The sequence below is a fragment of the Aureimonas sp. Leaf454 genome (assembly GCF_001424685.1).
Classification (GTDB): Bacteria; Pseudomonadota; Alphaproteobacteria; order Rhizobiales; family Rhizobiaceae; genus Plantimonas.
Genome location: NZ_LMQT01000003.1, coordinates 89,480 through 110,559 on the forward strand (window position 1 = coordinate 89,480; position 21,080 = coordinate 110,559).

Here is a 21,080-nt window from a genome sequence, read left to right on the forward strand (position 1 = left end):
GCGAGCACCGAGGGTGCCGGATGCCGTGGACCCCGACCCGGATCCCGCGCGATCACACGAGTTTCAGCATCCAGGCGACGATGTCGGCGCTGGTCCGATCGAAGGCTGCATCGAGCGCGGCGACATAGGAAGCGTTGCCAGCGCCCGACACGGGAGCCGTCTGCGTGAAGACGCGGGTCGCGCGCACGGCGCCCGTCTTGTCGTTCAAAGCCTTCACCGCGATCTCGACGACCGCGCGATTGGCACCGTCGGCATCGATCTCGAATCGGCGGATTTCCATCACGACCTGATAGTCGATGGCCAGTCCCTGGCCGGGAACGCCGACCGCCGCGACACGGCCGGAATTCTCGAAGGCCTGGACGAACCGCAGCTGCACCATGCGCGGCAGCCGGTCGCTCCACTGGCTGTTGGCCAGATACTCGACCGTGTAGGGCGTCGGCTTGATGACGATCTGCGCGCTGTCGAGCGTCTTGATCGCCGTCGGTTCGGGAATGAGCAACTGGGCACGCGTTGCGCCGGCCTTGCGCTGAACCGTCGTCGGCGAGGAGATCTCGTAGGTGTCGGGCGGCGTCGTACCGCCGAGCGAGGCACAGGCGCCGAGGCCGAACGCGAGGGCGGCGAGAAGGCCGGAGCGGATGAGGGCGGCGTGCATGCTGGAATCCTTACGCGTCACGAAGGAGCGGCCGGCGTCGGCCCCTCGAATGGAGATCGGCCTCACCGCCGGTTGCGGCCATTGTACTGCTTCACCTCGTCGCCGCCGAAGATGATCCGGCTCGGATTGGTCTGGAAGTCGCTGACCGCTCCCTCGATGCGGTTGACCGAGCGCGTGACGTCGCGCACCAGCGTCTGCACCTCGCGTAGGCCGTTGCCCGAGAAGCTCTGGATGTTGTCCGCGATCGGCCCGACGCGGGCGTTGATGTTGGCCGCGACCTGCCGGATCGAGGCAAGCGTCGCCGAAGCCTCCGCCGCCAGCCCCTCGGTCGAATCCGCCTTGAGGAGACGGTCGAGCGAAGCCAGAACCGTGTCGAGTCGCGTCGAGGCGGTGTTCACCTTGACGCTCGTCTGTTCGGCATTGGTGATGATGCTGTTGATGTCGTCGCGGCGCGCGCCGATGTCGTTGGCGATGCCCGCGATCGAATCGGCGGCCCGGGCGACGTTGTCGGTCGCGGACGAGACGTTGGCGACGGCGCGGTTGACCGTTTCCGGCTCGATGCCGGCGAGGATGCCGTCGACGCGCTGGCGGGTTCCGTCGAAGCCCGTCAGCGTCGTGTCCACCGTGCGGATCGTGCGGTCGACGCCGTCGATCACCGACTGGATGGCCGGCGTCTTGGCGTTGATGGCGGTGACGAGGCTCGAGACGCTGCTGACGGCGTCGGAAACCTCCTGCGGGTTCACCGCCGCGATCACGCCTCGCGCCGAGGTCAGCGTGTCGTTGAGATTGGTCACGGCGGTGTTGGCATTGCGGGCGAGCGGGCCGACGCCGGCGAGGAAGTCGTTGATGGCGTCGGAGTTCCCGGCCACGCCTTCGGTGATCCGGTCGACATTGTCGACGACCTCGACGACGCCCGCCACCGCGCGACGGATCGCGTCGGACTGGTCGCCGATCGATCCCGCGACGTTGCGCACCTGCTCCGCCGCGCCGCTGATATTGGCGATCGTGGAGCGGACCGCCTCGGCATCGACCGATGCCAGCACGTCGTTGGCCGAGGCGAGCGTCGTATCGAGACGGGTCGCCACGGTCGCCGCCGTGTCGGAGATCGGGCCGAGATTGGAGAGGAAGCGGTCGATCGCGGGCGAGTTGCGCTGGATCGCCTCGCCGACCGAACCAAGGCTCGTCGCCGCGGTCTCGACGGAGGCCACGACGGAGGCGACGCGATCGGACTGATTGCGAAGGGTCTGCGAAATCGCCGCGACATTGTCGACCGTGGTGCGCACGGAGTTCGGGTCGACCGCCTCGACGATGCGCTGGGCGGACTGGATGGCGTCCGGCAGCGCTTCGGCGACGGTGTTCGCCGTGCCCGCGAGACGGCTGATCGAGCCGATGAACCCGTCGATCTGGTCGGAATTGGCCGCGAGGCTGTCGGTGAAGACGCGGATGTTTTCGGAGGTCGCGGTGATGTTGTTGGCGGTCGTGCGCACGGCCGGCTGGATGTCGCTCGCCACGGATTCGAACTGCGTCAGGATGTTGTTCGCGCGCTCCGCGATGTCCTTGGCCGTCGCCAGAATGTCGGTGACATCGGAGGGATCGGCCTTGATCACGGGGATCGCGCCTTGCTCCTGGGCATAGGTGATGATGTTGCGTTCGTTGACGTTGCCGCCCTTCAATTCGATGAAGGCCTGCCCGGTGAGGCCGGCGAAGCCGATCGTGGCGCGCGTCGATGTCGTGATCGGCGTGGTCGCGTCGACCTGCGTCGTCGCGATCACGACGCGGGGATCGTTCGGATCGATGCGAAGGTTGCGCACGTCGCCGACCCGAAGACCGTTGAACAGCACCTGGCTGCCGACGCTGAGGCCGGTGACAGAACCTTCGATGCGCACCAGCATGCGCACCTGCGTATCCTTGTCGGACACGTTGGCGGACCAGTAGACGAAGCCGAAGGAGAGCAGGAGGATCACGACGGTGAAGACGCCGACGAGCACGTAATTCGCTTTGGTTTCCATCAGTCGGCTTTCTCGTCGGCGGTCTTGTCGGACGGCTCGCGGCGCACGATGGTGCGCGCGCGCTTGCCGTGGAAATAGGATTTCACCCAGGGCTCGTCGAAATCGAGCATGGTCTGGAGCGGGCCCTCGACGAGCACCTTCTTGCCGCCGAGGACCGCGATGCGATCGCAGGCCTGGAACAGACTGTCGAGGTCGTGCGTCACCATGTAGACGGTGAGGCCGAGCGTATCGCGCAGCGTCATGATCAGCTCGTCGAATTCCGCGGCGCCGATCGGATCGAGACCCGAGGTCGGCTCGTCGAGAAAGACGATGTCGGGATCGAGCGCGAGCGCCCTGGCGAGAGCCGCGCGCTTGATCATGCCGCCGGACAGTTCGGACGGAAACTTGTCAGCGGCGTCCGGCGCAAGTCCGACCAGATCGATCTTCAGCCGCGCCAGTTCGTTCATCAGGCCGGGCGACAGGTCGAGATATTCGCGCATCGGAACCTGGATGTTCTCCAGAACGGTCAGCGAGGAGAAGAGCGCGCCATGCTGGAAGAGCACGCCCCAGCGCCGTTCGACGGCCAGACGCTCCTCGTCGCTCGCGCGCTCGTAATCGGTGCCGAAGATCTCGATCGTGCCGCCCTGCTTCTGGTTCAGGCCGAGGATCGTGCGGAGCAGCACGGATTTGCCCTGCCCCGACCCGCCGACGAATCCGAGGATCTCGCCGCGCCGCACATCCAGCGACAGACCGTCGAGCACGGTCTTCGGACCGAAGGAGACCGTCACGTCGCGCGCGCGGATGATGACGTCGTGATCGCCGGTTGACGCGTCAGCCATGCCGTCAGAATCCGATCGCTGAATAGAAGATCGCGAAGAACGCATCGACGAGGATCACGAGAAAGATCGACTTGACGACCGATGTCGTGACGTGGGCGCCGAGACTCTCCGCGCTGCCGCCGACCTTCATGCCCTCCGATGACGCGACGACGCCGATCACGATCGCCATGAAGGGCGCCTTGATCAGACCCGCCAGGATGCTGCCGATGTCGACCGCCTCTCGCAGCCGCTGGATGAAGGCGGCCGGCGGAATGCCCGAATAGGTCCAGGTGACGAGGATCGCGCCGGCCAGACCCATGATGTCGGCAACGAAGGCGAGGAGCGGCAGCACGATCGTCAGCGCGACGAGGCGCGGAAAGACGAGGACCCCGATCGGATTGAGACCGATCACCTGGAGCGCGTCGACCTCTTCGCGCATCTTCATCGAGCCGATCTCGGCCGTGATCGCGCTCCCCGAACGGCCGGCGATCATGATGGCGGTAAGGAGCACGCCGATCTCGCGCAGCTGCAGGATGCCGACGAGATCGACGACGAAGATCTCGGCGCCGAAATTGCGGAGCTGGAACGCGCCTTGCTGGGCGATGATGGCGCCGATCAGGAAGCTCATCAGGGAGATGATCGGAAGAGCGCGAACGCCCATCTTGTCCATCTGGTTGACGATGGCCGCGGCGCGGACTTGCGTCTTGCCGGTGACCCGGCGGCCCGCGCCGTAGATCGACGCCCCGATGATGTTCAAGCCGTCGACGATCTCCCCGCCCATGGCGGCGACGTATCGGCCGATCTGGTCGAAGCCGTTGATCAGCCAGTTGACCTTCGCTTTGGTGGGCATGGCGCGATCCCGGTCGAGCGCACGGCGCACGGCCCCGAACAGCGCCTCGTCCTTCTCGCTGACGCCCTTCAACTCCACGCTCGTGCCCTTGCCGCCGAGATCGCGGGACAGCCGTTCGACGAGGAAGGCGCCGGACGTGTCGATCTTGCCGACCTCGCTGCAGTCGAGCGTGACGGACTTGCCGAGATCGGACTTGGCGGTTTCGTCGACGGTCTTCTCGACCGCCCCGATCGTGCGGGACAGCCAGTCGCCCGACAATGTCAGGACGATGGCGCCGTCCGTCTTGTCGGCGACGAGCGCGGGTGGCAGCGTCTTGCGCTCGCCGGAGCCGCCCCGCTGATCGGCTTCGATCCTGTCCAACATCGTCGCGGTCTTGACCTTTGTCGTCTCTGGCGCTTTGCCTTCGGGAGAGGCAGCGCCCCAGCGGATCATCCCGCCAGCCTCGACGGCCGGTCCGCGGACACCTCTCGCATCCGAAGAGGTTAGTGGTCCATTCACGACTTGTCATGGCGAACACGTTCGTCCGACGAAGCTTCTAAGGTTTTTCGAATGTCGCGTCGTCTTTCGGTCACAGTGGAGACCTTCGAACTTGCCGCCGATTTCGTGATTTCGCGCGGCTCCAAGCGCCAGGCGGTCGTTGTCGTCGCCACCATCGAGGCGCAGACCGGTTTCGGGCGGGGCGAATGCGTGCCCTATCTGCGCTACGGCGAGAGCGTGGAAAGCGTCGTGGCGGCCATTGAGACGGCCCGCGGGCGGATCGAGGCCGGCGCCTCGCGCGACGAGATCCAGTCGATCATGCCGGCGGGCGCCGCCCGCAACGCGGTGGACTGCGCGCTCTGGGATCTCGAGGCGAAGGCGGAAGGTCGCTCGGTCGCCGCGCTCCTGTCACTGCGCGCGCCGGTTCCCCTGGAAACGGCCTACACGATCTCGCTCGGAACGCCCGAGGCCATGTCCGAAGCGGCGCGGGCCGCCGCGGGTCGCGGGCTCTTGAAGATCAAGCTCGGTGGCGATGGCGACGTGGAGCGCATCCGCGCTGTCGCCGAAGCGACGAAGGGGGCCAGACTGATTCTCGATGCGAACGAGGCCTGGACGCCGGAAACGCTGCGCGAAAACCTTCTGGCAGCCGCCGCGGCCGGCGCGATCCTCGTCGAACAGCCCCTGCCCGCCGGAAACGATGCGGCGCTGGCGAGCCTGCCGCATCCCGTTCCGGTCTGCGCTGACGAATCGATGCACAAGACCGGCGATCTCGCCGGCCTCGTCGACCGCTACGACTTCGTCAACGTGAAGCTCGACAAGACGGGCGGGCTGACCGAGGCGATCCACCTCGTCGCCGAGGCCCGCCGCCTCGGTTTCGGAATCATGGTCGGCTGCATGGTGTCGAGTTCGCTCGCCATGGCTCCGGCCGTCCTCTTGGCGCAGGACGCCGATCTCGTCGATCTCGACGGTCCCCTCCTGATGAAGGCCGACCGGGCACATGGCCTCGTCTATTCCGCCTCGACCGTCTCCCCGCCGACCCGCGACCTCTGGGGTTGATCAGCCCACCGCCGCCGGACTGAGGCTGAGGCTTGCCTCGCGGCCTGTGTTCGACGGGCGATCGATCGCGGCGAGAAAGATGTCGGCACAGGCGCTCCAGGTGAAATCGGCCGACCGGGCGAGCGCGTCGCGGCGGTCGAGCGTCAGGGCCGCCAGGCAGGCGACTCGCAGATCCTGCGAAATGCAGCCCGCCTTCGTGCCGGCGAGGACATCGAGCGGACCGGGTTCCGGATAGGCGGCGACCGGTGTCCCGCAGGCGAGCGACTCGATGAGGACGATGCCGAACGTATCGGTCTTGGAGGGAAACACGAAGACGTCGGCGCTCGCATAGAGACGCGCCAGTGCGTCGCCGGTTCGACGGCCGAGGAAGCGGACGTTCGGAAAGCGACGTTTCAGAGAGGCGAGCTGAGGTCCGTCGCCGACGACGACCTTCGAGCCGGGCAGGTCGAGCGACAGGAAGGCTTCGAGGTTCTTCTCCGGCGCGATGCGCGACACGGTGAGGAAGATCGGGCCGGGCAGGCCGAGGTCGATGCGGTCCCGCGGATGAAACTGCTGGGCATCGACGCCGCGCGTCCAGGTGACGAGACCCCGGAAACCTCGCCTCTCCAGATCCCGCCGGACCGCCTCGGTCGGCACCAGACAGGCGCTCGCCGCCGCGTGGAACCATCGAAGATACCCGTAGGACAGCGCGTCCGGCACCGGGAGGCGCCGGCTCAGATATTCGGGGAAGCGCGTGTGGAAACTCGTCGTGAAAGCACGGCCGAGCGTGATGGCCGCCCGCCGGGTCGCAAGTCCGATCGGCCCTTCCGTCGCGATGTGGATCGCCTGGGGATCGAAGGTCTCGACGATGCGCTTCAGCCGGCCGGCTCCCGCGAGCGACAGGCGGATCTCGGGATAGGTCGGCAGGGGCAGCGTGCGGAAATCGTCCGGCGACACGACCAACACCTCGTGCCCGCGGGCCCGCAATTCATCGACGAGGCTCGTCAGCGTTCGGACGACGCCGTTGATCTGCGGGGCGAAGGCATCGGTGGCGATGAGACAGCGCATCAGGCGGCCTCCGCCGCGGCGTCCACCGAGAGGTCCAGCGTCCGGCGCGGCTCCGCGTCGGACACTTCGACGAGACGCGTCCAGCGGATCATCTCCAAAGACCCGTCGTGGCGTTCGGCGACCGCCGTGCAGCTCTCGACCCAATCGCCGGTGTTCACGTATTCGATACCGCTTCGCATCGCGATCTCCGCATGGTGGATGTGACCGCAGATGACGCCGTCGCAGCCGTGACGAAGCGCCTCTTCGGCCAAGGCCGTCTCGAAGGCGCCGATGAAGCTGACGGCGTTCTTGACCTTGAGCTTGGCCCAGGAAGAGAACGACCAATAGGGAAAACCGAACGCGCGCCGCATCCGGTTGAAGACGAGGTTGATGGCGATCGCCGCGTCGTAGGCCCAGTCGCCGAGATAGGCGATAAGCCGCGCGTTCCGCACGACGACGTCGAACTCGTCCCCGTGCAGGACCAGGAAGCGCCGGCCGTCCGCGGTCACGTGGACGTCGTTCCGCCGGACGTCGATCCCGCCGAAATGCGTGCCTTGGAAGTCGCGCAGGAATTCGTCGTGATTGCCGGGAATATAGACGATCTCGGTGCCTTTTCGCGCCTTGCGCAAGAGCTTCTGCACGACGTCGTTGTGCGACTGCGGCCAGTGCCAGGCCCGCTTCAGGCGCCAGCCGTCGACGATGTCGCCCACGAGATAGATCTTCTCGGCATCGTGCCGGCGCAGGAAATCGATGAGAAGCTCGGCCTGCGCCGCCTTCGATCCCAAATGGATGTCGGAGATGAACAACGTCCGGAAGTGCCGGTTCTGGGTCGCTTTCTGCATGGTCCCGTCGCTCCCGCCGGACTGGTCGCGACAGGGAGTGCCTGAGTCCGATTGCATCCGTGTGACGGCGGCTCGGACCTTCCGGTGGCTCCCCCGGAATTCCGTCGTAAATCCACGGCGGACCGTTTCCACTGCGGCGAGCGATGCGTTAGAGCAGCCCCATCGAAAGACAGCGAGCGGGTATGAGATGACCGAGCACACCAAGCGCGACGAACGGCCGGCCAACGGCGATCTCGGTGAGCAGGCCCTCTTCTACCATCGCTATCCCAAGCCCGGTAAGCTCGCGATCCAGGCCACCAAGCCGCTCGGCAACCAGCGCGATCTCGCGCTCGCCTATTCGCCGGGCGTCGCCGAGCCCTGCCGCGCCATCGCGGCCGATCCTGCGCTGGCGGCGGACTATACGAGCCGCGCCAACCTCGTCGCGGTGGTGTCGAACGGAACCGCCGTGCTCGGCCTCGGCAATATCGGACCGCTCGCGTCCAAGCCCGTCATGGAGGGCAAGGCGGTCCTCTTCAAGAAATTCGCCGACATCGACGTCTTCGACATCGAGATCGACGCCAACGAGATCGACCGGATCGTCGATGTCGTGGCGGCGCTCGAGCCCACCTTCGGCGGCATCAATCTCGAGGACATCAAGGCGCCCGAGTGCTTCGAGGTGGAGGAACGCCTGCGCGCGCGCATGGGCATCCCCGTCTTCCACGACGACCAGCATGGCACCGCGATCATCGTCTCGGCGGCCGTGCGCAACGCGCTGATGCTGGCGGACAAGAAGATCGAGGACGTCCGCATCGTCTCGTCGGGTGCCGGCGCCGCCGCCATCGCTTGCCTCAACCTCCTCGTCACGCTGGGCGCCAAGGTCGAGAACATCGTCTGCACGGACATCGACGGCGTCGTCTACGAGGGCCGCCCGGCCCGCATCGACCGCTGGATGAGCGTCTACGCCAAGGACACGCCGATGCGCACGCTCGCCGAGGCGATCGAGGGCGCGGACATCTTCCTCGGCCTGTCCGCGGGCGGCGTCCTGAAGCCCGAGTTTCTGGAGAAGATGGCGCCGCGTCCCCTGATTCTGGCGCTCGCCAATCCGACACCGGAAATCATGCCCGATCTCGCCCGCGCGGTCCGGCCCGACGCGATGATCTGCACGGGCCGATCCGACTTCCCGAATCAGGTCAACAACGTCCTCTGCTTCCCCTACATCTTCCGCGGGGCGCTGGACTGCGGGTCCACCGCGATCAACGAGGAGATGAAGATCGCGGCCGTCGACGCCATCGCGGCGCTCGCCCGCGAGGAGGTCTCCGAGGTCGCGGCCAAGGCCTATGGATCGGAGACGCCGATCTTCGGACCGGAATACCTGATCCCCTCGCCCTTCGATCCCCGGCTGATCCTGAAGATCGCCCCCGCCGTCGCACTGGCCGCCGCCCGAACCGGCGTCGCGCTGCGCCCGATCGAGGACATGCCGGCCTATCTCGACCGCCTCAATCGCTTCGTCTTCCGCACCGGCCTCATCATGAAGCCGATCTTCCAGATCGCGCGCAATTCCGGCAAGCGCGTCATCTTCGCCGACGGCGAGGACGAGCGCGTGCTGCGCGCCGCGCAGGTCATGCTGGAGGAGAAGATCGGGTTCCCGATCCTGGTCGGACGGCCCGCCGTCATCGAAACCCGCCTCGCGCGCTATGGTCTGCGCATTCGTCCGGGCACCGATTTCGAGGTGATCAACCCCGAGGACGATCCGCGCTATCGCGGCTATGTCGACCATTATTTCGAGAAGGTCGGACGCCGCGGCATCGCGCCGGACACGGCCCGCACGATCGTGCGCACCAACACCAGCGTCATCGGCGCGGTCGCGGTGTCGCGCGGCGAGGCGGATGTCTTGATCTGCGGTCTCGAAGGTCAGTTCACCCCGCACCTGCGCGACATCCTGCAGGTCGTCGGTCGCGCGCCGGGCACGCGCAAATGCGCGGCCATGAGCCTTCTCATCTCCGAACGCGGCCCGAAGTTCTTTCTCGACACCTATGTCCAGCGCAATCCGGACGCCGACGACATCGCGGAAATGGTGATCCTCGCCGCGACCGAAATCCGCCGTTTCGGGATCGAGCCGAAGGGCGCGCTCGTCTCGCACTCCAATTTCGGCACCGACGACACGCCGGAAACCAAGAAGCTGCGGCGGGCCCTTGCCCTCATCCGCGAGCGCGCGCCGGAGCTCGAGATCGACGGCGAGATGCACGGCGACGTCGCGCTCAACGAGGTTCTGCGCCAGCGCGTCATGCCGGCCTCCGCCCTGAAGGGCGAAGCCAACCTCCTGATCTTCCCGACCATCGATGCGGCGAACATCACGATGAACGTCGTCAAGGCGATGACCGACGCGCTGCATGTCGGTCCGATCCTTCTCGGCGCCGCCGCCCCGGCCCATGTCCTGACGCCGTCCGTCACCTCGCGCGGCGTCGTCAACATGTCGGCGATCGCGGTCGCCGAAGCGCTGCAGCGAGCTTGATCGCGGCAGTTCGGGACCGCAGGCTTTTCCGCTCGCCGACCGCGAGATGTCGGTCGGCGAGCGACGATGGCGTGTCCGCGCCAGCGCCGCGTCGCTCGATCGGACGAAGGGCCCGACCTTAAGCGGCGGCGGCGGACGGACGTCGAGCTTCCACCCGCTCCCGACCGATCAGCGGGAGCAGAGCGGCGAGTTCGGGGCCGTGGTCGAGCCCGGTCAGCGCGATCCGGAGCGGCATGAAGAGCGCTCGCCCCTTGCGTCCCGTCGCCGTCTTCACCGCGCCCGTCCAGGCGGCCCAGCTCGCTCCGTCGAATGGTCCGGCCGGCAGGAGATCGAAGGCGGCCGCGGCGAAGGCACGGTCGTCGGGGCCGAGCGCCGAGGCGTCTGGTGCACCGCCATAGACGACGTCGCGCCACGTCGCGGCGTCTCGCACGTGGACGCAGTTGCCGCGCACCGCCGACCAGAACGCCTCCGCATCCCCATCCGGCACGTCCAGCTGCCGCAGCCGTTCGGCGACGCGCTTGTAGGGCATGCGATGCACCAGCGCCTGGTTGAGACGGTCCACTTCGGCCGGATCGAATTTCGAAGCGGAGGCGGAGACGTCGGCGAGGACGAGCCGATCGCCGAGTGCGGTGAGATCGTCCACCGCCTCGATCGAACCGGACAGGCCGACCAGGGCCGCGAGCGACGCCACCGCCATCGGCTCGACGCCGCCCTCGCGCAGCGAACGCAGCGACAGGGCGCCGGACCGTTTGGAGAGGCCTTCGCCGTCGATCGTCGTCAGGAGATTGTGATGTCCGAAGCGCGGCACGGCGAGGCCGAGCGCTTCGAAGAGCGCGATCTGGACGCCGGTGTTGGTGATGTGGTCGCCCCCGCGGATGACGTCGGTGATGCCGACGGCGCCGTCGTCGACGACGGAGGGGAGCGTGTAGAGATAGCTGCCGTCCTCGCGAACGAGCACCGGATCGGACAGCGAGGCGAGATCGACCGTCTGCGGTCCCCGGATCAGATCGTCCCAGCCGATGTCGGTGCGCACCGGCGCGAACGGGTCGCCGTCATGGTTCGGCAGCAGGAAGCGCCAGTGCGGCTTGAGGCCCCGCGATTCGAGCTCGGCGCGCGACGCCACGTCGAGCTTCAGAGCCTCGCGTCCGTAGATCGGCGGCAGGTCGCGCGCCGCCCGGCGCTTGCGCCGGACGTCGAGTTCCTCGGCCGTCTCGTAGCAGGGGTAGAGAAGCCCCGCCGCCGTCAGCCTCGCCACGGCCGCGTCGTAGAGCGGGATCCGCTCGGACTGGCGGATGACGAGATCGGGATGAATCCCGATCCAGCCGAGATCCTCGAGGATCGCATCGGCATATTCGACGCGCGAGCGCTCCGCATCCGTGTCGTCGTAGCGCAGCACGAAGGTTCCGCCCTCGCCCTTCTCCTTCGCCAACAGCCAGTTGAAAATCGCCGTCCGAAGGTTGCCGATGTGAAGGAGGCCGGTCGGCGATGGAGCGAAGCGGACGATCATGGTGTGGTTTCCGGTCCTGCGACGAGGGGGCCGACGCTCCCGGCGAGGAGAAGCCAGACGAAAAGAAGAAGCGCGATCGCCAGGAGCACGCAGGCGGTGACGAATTGGCGCAGCGCATAGCGTCGGTTCGGCTCCAGCGAGGCGCCGTAGGAATGGGCGGTCCGGATGCGGCGGAGATCCCCGAGCGAGAAGCCGCCGCGACCCTCCGATTCGCCGCGCAGGCGCCGGACGGCGAGCAGCAGGCGAACGCAGAAGAGAACGCCGACGACCAGCGCTCCCAGCGCCAGTTGATCGAGGGGCGGCAGTTCGAACATGGGGGCGGTCCTCCTCGCGGATGCGTCGGGGCTCGTCACCACATCTCCGGGCGGCTGGCAAGCGCGCGGCGACGGGAGGAGCGGGGCGGATCCCGCCCTCGGTCGCGAACCGCGAACCGATGCACGAACAAAAATCAGCCGATTGGTGGACTTTTTCGGCATTCTTCCGTTAGAGGAGCGTGCGATCGAGCCGGCGTGACGCGCCATGCGTGTCCGACCCTTCCGCCCGGTTCGCTTGTCTCGGGACCCGCTCACCATCAGACGGGCTCCCTGACCTGAGTTGGAATGGCCCAGCGGAGCCCTCGTGTACGAAATTCTCTCCCTGGTCAGCCAGTTCGGCCCCGTCATCGTTCTCGTCGGTACCTTCTTCGAAGGCGAGGTCTTCGCCATCATCGGCGGCTTCCTCGCTTTCCGGAACCAGTACTCGCTGCAGTTCATCATGAGCCTCGCCTTCATCGGCTCGTTCTTCGGCGACCTCGCCGTCTTCCTCTTCGCCCGCTTCTGGTCGGGACACCGGTGGGTCACGCGCTGGAAGGAGAAGCCGAAATTCGCGAAGGCGATCCGGCTTGTGGACCGGTTCCAGGCCTACTTCGTCATCGTCAACCGCTACATCTACGGCCTGCGTATGCCGGGCCTCATCGCGCTCGGCCTGTCATCGATCTCGATCCCGCGCTTTCTCATCTTGAACCTCATCGGCGCGGCCATCTGGGCCGGCCTCTTCACCACGATCGGCTATGCCTTCGGCTATTCCATCGGCTCGGTCTTCGCCAAACTGGAGGTCATGGAGCGCGGCGTCGGCATCGCCCTCGTGGTGATCGCCGTCCTCCTCGCGCTCTGGTTCGCCTGGCGCCAATGGGGTCCGGCGCTCTTCCCGAGACTGAAGTCGGACAAATCGGACAACGACAAGATCTGAGGCGAGATCGAACGGCCATCCTTGGCGGAATGATGGGATCATCGTAGCTGATCGTGTCCGTCACCACGACTGGAAGGTCCAGCATGTCCGTCTCGATGCCCCTGTCACCCAAACTCGAGCGTCGACTGGAAACGATCGCAGCACGGGCCGGTCGCAGCAAGGCCGCCCAACTGCAAGCCCTTCTCGAAGGAGCAATCGATGAGGTCGAAGATCGTTATGCTGCCGTCGATGTGAGGAATCGTGTCCATACCGGCGATGGGTCCGTATCGGACTTGGACTCTCTCGAACGCGAACTTGGCTTGGCGAGTTGAAATCGCCGGTCCCGCGAAAAGCAGATCCTCAAACTCGGAACGACGGAAGCGGAACGAATCGTAATGTCCCTGCGGGAACGGATCGATGGATCGGGTAACCCACGAGCCGACGGGAAAGCTCAAGGGCCCTCTTGGCGACCTCTGGAGCTATAGAGTTGGAGATGTTCGCCTGACCTGCGACCTCGAGGACGAGATTTTCCGCGTGTTGGTCCTCCCCATCGCTCACAGGAGCGAAGTGTATCGCTGAACGTCAATCGAACGCGAAGGCCTCCATCGCCAACACGCCGAAATCGCGGCTTTCGTGGAGGCGGCGACCCTTCGCGTCGGGACCTGCGGCACCGAGGGCGACATAGAGCGGCATGAGATGCTCGTCCGTCGGATGGTTCTCGCGGGCGAAGGGCGCGCGACGGCGATAGTCGAGAAGCGCCGCGCGGTCTCCTTCGACGATCCGGTCCGTCATCCAGGTCGCAAAGTTGGCCACCCAGTCGGGCGTCGCCGCGCCGCGATCGCCGACGCGAAGGCGGGCGAAGGCCTCCCGGAGATTGTGCGTGAAGGATCCCGAGCCGATGACGAGCACGCCCTCCTCGCGCAGCTGGGCGAGCGCCTCGCCGAGGCGCACGTGATGATCGGCGCCCTTCGACGGATCGACCGAGACCTGAACGACGGGAATGTCGGCCTCGGGATAGATCAGAGACAGAGGCACCCAGGTTCCGTGGTCGAAGCCGCGATCGCGTGCGATTCCGGCCGAGAAACCCGCAGCGCGAAGATTGCCGGCGATCGAGGCTGCGAGCCCCGGCTCGCCCGGCGCGGGATACCGCATCTCGAAGAGACGGGGATCGAAATTGCCGAAATCGTGAATCGTGTCAGGCGCAGCATCTGCGCTGACGAAGATCGCGTCTTCCGCCTCGAAATGCGCCGATGCCACGACGATCGCTTGGGGTCGCGGCAGTTCCATGGCGAGACGGCGCAGGAACTGCGTCGCCTCGGTCTCGACGATGGCCGTGTCGGGCGAGCCGTGGGAGATGAAGAGGGTCGGAAAAACGGGCATCGGAAAGCTCCTTCGAGATCCGACATATCCGCTTTGCGTTGCCTGGATTAGTAAGACGGACGACGAACGCTGTGTTCAGCCCTTCGACGCACCGGCGGGGATGATCCGCCCGATGCGCTCTTCGAAGCGCGCGAGCGTGTGTCCGACAGGGCGTCGATCCGTTCTTCGCGCGACCGACGACGCGACACGGGCCGACGGGAGCGCCGGGTTGATCGAACGGTCCCGCCAAGGCTGCCGCCGCGCCGCCTCACGCAGGCGCGGCGGCAGCCTCATCCGTCAGAAGCCCGATGCCTTCCTCGGAGCCTGCATCTCGACCTCCTTCTTCAGGAGTTCGGCGACGAGGAAAGCCAGTTCCAAAGCCTGGTTGGCGTTCAGTCGCGGGTCGCAATGCGTGTGGTAGCGGTCGGACAGGTTTTCCGCCGAGACCATGCGCGAGCCCCCCGTGCACTCCGTCACGTCCTTGCCGGTCATTTCGATATGAATGCCGCCGGCATGGGTGCCCTCCGCCCGGTGAATGTCGAAGAAGCTCTGAACCTCCGCCAGGATCCGGTCGAAGGGCCGGGTCTTGTAGTTGTTGAGCGTGATCGTGTTGCCGTGCATCGGATCGCAGGACCAGACGACCTTGCGGCCCTCTTTGGCGACGGCGCGGATCAGGCGCGGCAGGTGCTCGCCGACCTTTTCATGGCCGAACCGGCCGATGAGCGTCAGGCGACCGGGCTTGTTCTCCGGGTTGAGCACGTCGATCAGGCGCAGGAGCCCGTCAGCGTCCATGGAGGGGCCGCATTTGAGACCGACCGGATTCTTGATGCCGCGGCAGAACTCGACATGGGCGTTCGCTTCCTGGCGCGTGCGGTCGCCGATCCAGATCATGTGCCCGGAGGTCGCGTACCAGTCGCCGGATGTGGAATCGACGCGCGTCAGCGCCTGCTCGTAGCCGAGCAGCAGCGCCTCGTGGCTCGTGAAGAAATCCGTCTCGCGCAGGTTCGGATGCGTGTCGGCGGTGATGCCGATCGCGCGCATGAAGTTCATCGTCTCCGAGATGCGGTCGGCCAGATCCCCATAGCGCTCCGCCGCGGGGCTGCCCGCCACGAAACCGAGCATCCACTGGTGGACGTTGTCGAGATTAGCGTAGCCGCCCTGCGCGAAGGCGCGCAAGAGGTTCAGCGTCGCGGCCGACTGGCGGTACGCCTCGATCTGGCGCTCCGGATTGGGAATGCGCGAAGCCGCGTCGAAGCCGGTGCCGTTCACGATGTCGCCCCGGTAGGACGGCAAGGAGACGCCGTTCACGGACTCCATCGGGGAAGAGCGCGGCTTGGCGAATTGCCCGGCGATGCGGCCGACCTTCACCACCGGCTGCGAGGCACCGAAGGTCAGCACCACGGCCATCTGGAGGAACGCGCGGAAGAAGTCGCGGATGTTGTCCGCGCCGTGTTCGGCGAAGCTCTCGGCGCAATCGCCGCCCTGCAGAAGGAACGACCGCCCCTCGGCGACCTCACCCAAGGCCCGGGTGAGCTTACGGGCCTCACCGGCAAAAACGAGCGGTGGAAAGGTCGCCAGACGCGCCTCGGTGTCGGCCAACGCCGTTGCATCCGGATAGTCCGGAACCTGTTCGATCGGCTTGTTGCGCCAGCTCGAAGGCGTCCAGTCCTTGGCCATGGTCTCTCTCGCAGGTCCTGCCGGCCCGTTGCTTCGGACCGGTACACATCGGCAGCGGACGATGATCCGTTGGCCGACCCGGCCCAACTGGCCGATCGCGCGCATATAGACCCTGAAACCGGACTTGTCATCTCGTCGGCGGCGCGAGCCGTCAAAGGCCGGACATGAACGGCGGACTTCGCCGGGCGTCGTCGCCAACCCGCCTAGAGCCATTCACCGGCGGTTTCCACGAAGCGCGCGCCGCGCTCGCGCAGGAGCCGATCGAAGAGCACGGCCTCTCCGGCCGCCAATGTCACCGAACGAGGATAGCGCGGCTCCGGTCGATCCGCGACGATGTCGGTCTCGAACCCGTCGGTTTCCGCGACGAACCGCCGAAGCCCCGCCTCCCCATAGAGCGCAAGGAAGCCCTGGAGCACGGCATCGAGATAGGACTGCAACAGGAAGCATCCGGCGTCGGCTGCCGTCTCCTCGCCCTTCAGAGCCTCGTAGAGGAAGACGGGAACCTCGATCCCCGGCGCCGCTTCGATCCGGATCGCGCCGCTCTCCACCGCGATGCGCCGGTAGCCCGCCTCCCGCTCGTCGACAAGCGCCAGATGATCCGCCAGATCGTAGACGACGACCCCTTGCGTCGGGTGGCCGGGCTCGGGCCGAACCGACAGATAGGCTGCCAAGGGCGCCTCGCGGGGCAGCCAGAATCGCCGCCATCCCGTCACCTCGGCGCGCCGGATCGCGAGGAACCGGGTGCGCAGCGTCGCCTTGTTCACCAGCGATCCATAGCCGAAATAGGCGACGACGGCCCCGTCGGCGGCGAAGCGGGCGAAATCGGGATGGTCCTCGTGAATCGTGTCAGCCATCGCGCTTCTCGCCGTTGGTCACGCGGTAGCTCGGCTCGTACATGGTGACGAGCTCCTCGGCCATGGTCGGATGCACCGCCATCGTCCGGTCGAAATCGTCCTTGGTCAGGGCCGCCTTCACCGCGATGCCGAGCAGCTGGCTCATCTCGCCGGCGTCCGGCCCGAGAATATGCGCGCCGAGGACGCGCCGCGAGGCCGCATCGACGACGAGCTTCATCAGGACGCGCTCCTGCCGCCCGGCCAGAACGTGCTTCATCGGCCGGAAGCTCGTGCGATAGATCTCGAGCTCGGGAAAGCGCTGTCCGGCCTCCCGTTCCGTCAGGCCGACGGTCCCGATCTCCGGTTGGGAGAAGACCGCGGTGGCGATCGTCTCGTGGTCGGGCTTGGTCGGGTTGTTCCGGAACACGGTCTCGACGAAGCACATGGCTTCGTGGATGGCGACGGGCGTCAGCTGGACGCGGTTGGTGACGTCGCCCACGGCCCAGACATGGTCGGAGGTCGTCTGCGAATATTCGTCGACGACGATGCCGCCGCGCTCGTCCAGTTCGATCCCCGCGGCCTCGCAACCCAGTCCGACCGTGTTCGCCCTTCGGCCGATGGCGAGCATCACCTCGTCGGCGACAAGGATCTCGTCGCTCTTCAGACGCACGGACAGGCGACCATCCGCCGATTTCGACACCTCCGCCACGGTGTCGCAGCAATGAACCCGAAGGCCCTTCGCCTCCATCGCCTGGTGCAGAGCCTCCCGCAGATCGTCGTCGAAGCCCTGCAGGATTTCCTGGCCGCGATAGACCAGCGTCGTCTCGACGCCGAGCCCGTGGAAAATATTGGCGAACTCGACCGCGATGTAGCCGCCGCCGAGAATGACGATGGCCTTCGGCAGGCGCTCCAGATGGAAGGCCTCGTTCGAGGTGATGCAATGCTCGACGCCGTCGAATCCCGGATGCACGTTCGGCTGACCACCGACGGCGACGAGAATTCGCTCGGCGCTCACGACGCGGCCGGTGTCCAAGAGCCGGATGCGGTGCGGCGCCTCGATGACGGCCCGCGTGTTCAGGATCTCGGCACCGGCCTTGGCGACATTGGTGCGGTAGGCGCTTTCGAGCCGGTCGATCTCCTTGTCCTTGGCCGCGATCAGCGTCGGCCAGTCGAAGGACGTGGCGCCGACCGTCCAGCCGTAGCCGGCGGAATCCTCGAAATGCTCGGGAAACTGGGAGGCGTAGACGAAGAGTTTCTTCGGGACGCAGCCCCGGATGACGCAGGTTCCGCCATAGCGGAACTCTTCCGCGATCGCGACCTTGCGGCCGAGCATGGCCGCGCGCCTTGCGGCACGGACACCGCCCGAACCGCCGCCGATGACGAAGAGGTCGTAGTCGTAGCTCTCACTCAAGGTCGCCGTCCCGCTGACATGGAAAAGGGCGACCGTCGCCGATCGCCCCGTTGATTGATACGAGATAAAGCGGCGGCGTCCGAAGAAAAGCGCCGGGTCGGCGTCCCGATCGTCGAAGCCGCGACGGCGTCACTGCGCCGTGGATGCCCCGGACGTCACGGGCGCGGGTGTCGAGGCGGGATCGGTCGTCGGGGCGACGGCGCCCGTCGTCGGCATCAGGTCCGCCATGGCGTTGACGGAGGAGACGCGAAGGTCGCGCACGATGCCGTTCGTCCAGATCTCGGCGGCGGCCAGCATCTCGCGGGTTGCGAGCGGTCCCTGTCGCAGAAGCTTCTTGCCGGCCTCCGAGCCGTAGAATTCGCCGATCTGCGTGAGCTCCTGCTCCGTGAAGAGCCGGGCATAGACGCGCGCAACCTCATTCTCGAGGTCGCCGCGTCGGGGCGCCAGCGCCAACGCCTTATCGTCCACCATGTCCGAGATCTCGGTCTGGAGATTGGGGTTGTTGCCGATGAGGTCGGCCTTCACCTGGGTGGCGGCGTTCAGCAGGATGTTGTCGAACTGGTCGGTCGACTCGATCGCGTTCACCGCCGTGCGCGCCGCGGCCAGATGCGACTCGCTGATCTCCTGGGCACGGGCCTGGCCGAAGGCGAAAGCGGCAAAGGCGGCGACGGCGATCAGCCCGCTGCGCATCGTTTGGCTGGGATGCATGAAGGTCGTGTCTCCGTCCATTCGGAAAATCTGTTCGATCCAGCCGCTTGAGTACCCAAAGCACCGAAGGACTGGCAAGCGCATTCGACGGTGTCGCGTCGACTGCCGGCGTCAAATCAAGCGTTGTCGTCGATCTCAGGCGACCGGCCGGAGCGTTTCGACGCGGTCGTCGTAAGCGACGATCGCCTCCGTCGCCAAGCCGAGGAAGAGGCCGTGCTCGACGACACCCGGTATCTCGTGCAGCGATCTCGAAAGCGCTTCTGAATCGGGAATGAGGCCAAATGATGCGTCGAGGATCAGGTGTCCGCCATCCGTGATGAAGGGATTCTCCCCATCTCGGCGAAGCGAGATCGATGCATCGAGCCCGAGACGTTCGGCGGCCTTGCGAATCGCGATATAGGTCGACATCAGGCCGAAGCCGTTGATCTCGATCGGCAGCGCAAACGCGCCGAGGTGATCGACGACCTTGGCGCCATCGGCGATGACCACGAAGCGCGCCGAGGCCGCCGCCACGATCTTCTCGCGCAGGAGCGCCCCGCCCCCGCCCTTGATGAGGCCGAGCGACGAATCGATCTCGTCGGCGCCGTCGATCGCCAGATCCAGCATCGGCTCCTCTTCCAGGGTCACCACCGGAATGGAAAGGCGCCGGCAGAGCGCGGCCGTACGCTCGGAGGTTGCAACGCCCCGCACCTTCAGACCGCGTGCGACCTGAACGCCCAGCGCATGGATGAAGGCTTCGGCCGTCGATCCCGTCCCGATCCCGAGACGCATGCCGTCTTCCACGAGATCGAGCGCGGCACGCCCTGCCCTTTCCTTCAACGCGCCCGCGTCCGCCATGGCCAGTGTCTCCCGACTTCGATGGGCTCGTCCCGCGAGCGGGCTCGAAGAACATCCGACGGGCGCTTTACCGCGAAATCGGCAACCTGTCGAATGAGACGGCGTCGAACGCGCCGAACGGCGCTTGACCTTGCGCACCGGGCGTTTGAAGAGACCGGCGCAAAGCAAGCGGACCGGTCGACCCGACGTCGCTGACGTCTCGCCGGAGGACGAGGATCCGGCCCGATGACGAGGATGTTGGAATGATCCCCCTGGCGGTTTTCGATCTCGACGGAACGCTTGTCGACACGGCCCCCGATCTCGCAGCCAGCCTCAACCATTGCCTCGCCTCGGCCGGGCTGGCGCCGGTGCCGTTGGCCGACATCCGGCCGCATGCCGGCCATGGCGCGCGTCGGATGATCCAGTTCGCCTACGGCCGCGCCGGTCATCCCCTTCTCGACCAGGATCTCGAAACGCAACTCGCCCGTTTTCTGTCTCACTACGAGGCAAACATCGCCGTTGCATCGCGGCCCTTCCCCGGCATTCTCGGCGCCATGGACCGCCTGGGCGCCGCAGGCTATCGCCTGGCGGTCTGCACCAACAAGCGCGAACAGCTCGCCCGGCTGCTGCTCGCCGAGCTCGGCCTCGCCGAACGTTTTGCGGCCATTTGCGGCTCCGACACCTTCGCCGCCATGAAGCCCGATCCGGTCCATCTGCTCGGCACGATCGACCGGGCGGGCGGGCGACCCGCGGGATCGTTCCTCGTGGGCGATACCGCGACCGATACCGACGCCGCCATCGCCGCCTGCGTCCCCTGCATCCTCGTCGATTTCGGTTATGCCCCGGACGAACGCGCCCGCGCCGGCGCATCCCGCATCATTCGCCACTACGACGAACTCGACGCGGACCTGGCGCAAGACGTTCTCGTTCGAGCCTGACGCCGCCCGCGAGCGACGAGAGAGACCCCGCGCCTTGACCGCCAGGAGGATTGGCCGTATAGGCCAGACCACCCCGGCAGGCTGAGAGCCCGCCACGGCGGGCGCGTAGCTCAGCGGGAGAGCACCTCGTTCACACCGAGGGGGTCACAGGTTCGATCCCTGTCGCGCCCACCATTTAACAGGCTGTATTCGCTGAATTTAATTGCTGGATGATAGATTTCGGGTTGCGATCAGAAATCGTAGCTACTGCCTAGCTACTCTAGCGTTGAAGAGCAGCTACCGAGCGTATCGCAGCTGAGCATCAAATGACTCTGAGTGCGGCGATTCGTGCTGGCAATGAGCACCAGACTATCCAGGCGTTTCCGATGGTTGCCGGCTAGTCCGTGCGACAGGCAATGCGACATAGATCGCCGGAATAGATGAGG

Annotated in this window: 19 protein-coding genes and 1 tRNA gene; 5 read left to right on the top strand and 15 right to left on the bottom strand. The window is 66.4% G+C overall.

All coding sequences use genetic code 11. The features are described from left to right. Window positions 1-52: 52 nt before the first annotated feature. The 4 genes from ASG43_RS06130 to ASG43_RS06145 all read right to left on the bottom strand — a co-directional run bounded on the left by ASG43_RS06130 (window position 53) and on the right by ASG43_RS06145 (window position 4,671). Window positions 53-652, bottom strand: coding sequence for an ABC-type transport auxiliary lipoprotein family protein (locus ASG43_RS06130; protein WP_056501957.1), 600 nt, complete (start codon window positions 650-652; stop codon window positions 53-55). Window positions 653-714: 62 nt separating this feature from the next. Further along, window positions 715-2,661 (bottom strand): MlaD family protein, encoded by a 1,947-nt coding sequence (locus ASG43_RS06135; RefSeq protein ID WP_056501812.1) that lies wholly within the window; start codon window positions 2,659-2,661, stop codon window positions 715-717. Continuing rightward, complete coding sequence (locus ASG43_RS06140; RefSeq protein WP_056501815.1) at window positions 2,661-3,479, bottom strand: ABC transporter ATP-binding protein; 819 nt, start codon at window positions 3,477-3,479, stop codon at window positions 2,661-2,663. The genes ASG43_RS06135 and ASG43_RS06140 overlap by 1 nt, the downstream gene beginning before the upstream one ends. A gap of 4 nt (window positions 3,480-3,483) precedes the next feature. Further along, the gene (locus tag ASG43_RS06145; protein WP_056501960.1) at window positions 3,484-4,671 is read right to left on the bottom strand and encodes an ABC transporter permease; all 1,188 of its coding nucleotides are present in this window, start codon (window positions 4,669-4,671) and stop codon (window positions 3,484-3,486) included. 186 nt (window positions 4,672-4,857) lie between these two features. On the opposite strand from ASG43_RS06145, the gene dgcA reads away from it, so the two are divergent. Then, entirely contained in the window at window positions 4,858-5,841 is a 984-nt protein-coding gene (gene dgcA, locus ASG43_RS06150; protein WP_056501817.1) for an N-acetyl-D-Glu racemase DgcA, read from the top strand. On the opposite strand, the gene ASG43_RS06155 is transcribed toward dgcA, so the two are convergent. After that, entirely contained in the window at window positions 5,842-6,888 is a 1,047-nt protein-coding gene (locus ASG43_RS06155) for a glycosyltransferase family 1 protein (protein WP_056501820.1), read from the bottom strand. After that, window positions 6,888-7,709, bottom strand: coding sequence for a UDP-2,3-diacylglucosamine diphosphatase (locus ASG43_RS06160; RefSeq protein WP_056501823.1), 822 nt, complete (start codon window positions 7,707-7,709; stop codon window positions 6,888-6,890). The genes ASG43_RS06155 and ASG43_RS06160 overlap by 1 nt, the downstream gene beginning before the upstream one ends. Window positions 7,710-7,896: 187 nt before the next feature. On the opposite strand from ASG43_RS06160, the gene ASG43_RS06165 reads away from it, so the two are divergent. Next, window positions 7,897-10,200, top strand: a complete 2,304-nt coding sequence (locus tag ASG43_RS06165; protein WP_056501826.1) for an NADP-dependent malic enzyme — start codon at window positions 7,897-7,899, stop codon at window positions 10,198-10,200. Window positions 10,201-10,318: 118 nt separating this feature from the next. Here ASG43_RS06165 and ASG43_RS06170 read toward each other — a convergent pair whose 3' ends face one another. Together ASG43_RS06170 and ASG43_RS06175 are read right to left on the bottom strand one after the other, a co-directional pair. Next, on the bottom strand, window positions 10,319-11,707 hold the full coding sequence (locus tag ASG43_RS06170) for a glutamate--tRNA ligase (RefSeq protein WP_056501829.1): 1,389 nt from the start codon (window positions 11,705-11,707) through the stop codon (window positions 10,319-10,321). Beyond that, window positions 11,704-12,021 carry a hypothetical protein gene (locus ASG43_RS06175; protein WP_056501832.1) on the bottom strand — a complete coding sequence of 106 codons (318 nt, stop codon included), beginning with the start codon at window positions 12,019-12,021 and terminating at the stop codon, window positions 11,704-11,706. Before ASG43_RS06175 ends, ASG43_RS06170 begins: the two co-directional genes overlap by 4 nt. A 304-nt stretch (window positions 12,022-12,325) precedes the next feature. Between ASG43_RS06175 and ASG43_RS06185 the strand changes: the two genes are divergently transcribed. Beyond that, window positions 12,326-12,934 carry a DedA family protein gene (locus ASG43_RS06185; protein ID WP_056501837.1) on the top strand — a complete coding sequence of 203 codons (609 nt, stop codon included), beginning with the start codon at window positions 12,326-12,328 and terminating at the stop codon, window positions 12,932-12,934. A gap of 104 nt (window positions 12,935-13,038) precedes the next feature. Here the strand turns inward: ASG43_RS06185 and ASG43_RS22575 are convergent, their stop codons facing one another. The 7 genes from ASG43_RS22575 to rpiA all read right to left on the bottom strand — a co-directional run bounded on the left by ASG43_RS22575 (window position 13,039) and on the right by rpiA (window position 19,738). Then, window positions 13,039-13,368, bottom strand: coding sequence for a hypothetical protein (locus ASG43_RS22575; protein WP_156386512.1), 330 nt, complete (start codon window positions 13,366-13,368; stop codon window positions 13,039-13,041). A gap of 127 nt (window positions 13,369-13,495) precedes the next feature. Beyond that, the gene (locus tag ASG43_RS06195) at window positions 13,496-14,293 is read right to left on the bottom strand and encodes a class III extradiol ring-cleavage dioxygenase (protein ID WP_056501839.1); all 798 of its coding nucleotides are present in this window, start codon (window positions 14,291-14,293) and stop codon (window positions 13,496-13,498) included. A gap of 276 nt (window positions 14,294-14,569) precedes the next feature. Continuing rightward, window positions 14,570-15,949, bottom strand: coding sequence for a 3-deoxy-7-phosphoheptulonate synthase class II (locus tag ASG43_RS06205; RefSeq protein ID WP_056501843.1), 1,380 nt, complete (start codon window positions 15,947-15,949; stop codon window positions 14,570-14,572). A gap of 203 nt (window positions 15,950-16,152) precedes the next feature. Further along, a complete protein-coding gene (locus ASG43_RS06210) occupies window positions 16,153-16,803 on the bottom strand; it encodes a gamma-glutamylcyclotransferase family protein (RefSeq protein WP_056501848.1) in 651 nt (216 codons plus the stop codon). After that, window positions 16,796-18,193, bottom strand: coding sequence for a glutathione-disulfide reductase (gene gor / locus ASG43_RS06215; RefSeq protein ID WP_056501851.1), 1,398 nt, complete (start codon window positions 18,191-18,193; stop codon window positions 16,796-16,798). Before gor ends, ASG43_RS06210 begins: the two co-directional genes overlap by 8 nt. Before the next feature lie 129 nt (window positions 18,194-18,322). After that, window positions 18,323-18,922 carry a DUF2059 domain-containing protein gene (locus ASG43_RS06220; RefSeq protein ID WP_244488000.1) on the bottom strand — a complete coding sequence of 200 codons (600 nt, stop codon included), beginning with the start codon at window positions 18,920-18,922 and terminating at the stop codon, window positions 18,323-18,325. Between the two features lie 114 nt (window positions 18,923-19,036). Further along, window positions 19,037-19,738 carry a ribose-5-phosphate isomerase RpiA gene (gene rpiA / locus ASG43_RS06225; RefSeq protein WP_056501856.1) on the bottom strand — a complete coding sequence of 234 codons (702 nt, stop codon included), beginning with the start codon at window positions 19,736-19,738 and terminating at the stop codon, window positions 19,037-19,039. A gap of 242 nt (window positions 19,739-19,980) precedes the next feature. Here rpiA and ASG43_RS06230 point away from each other — a divergent pair, with 242 nt between their 5' ends. Together ASG43_RS06230 and ASG43_RS06235 are read left to right on the top strand one after the other, a co-directional pair. Further along, window positions 19,981-20,655: an HAD hydrolase-like protein gene (locus ASG43_RS06230; RefSeq protein WP_056501859.1), complete on the top strand. Its 675-nt coding sequence runs from the start codon at window positions 19,981-19,983 to the stop codon at window positions 20,653-20,655. 99 nt (window positions 20,656-20,754) lie between these two features. Next, window positions 20,755-20,829: transfer RNA gene (locus ASG43_RS06235), tRNA-Val, on the top strand. The last annotated feature ends 251 nt before the right edge of the window (window positions 20,830-21,080 follow it).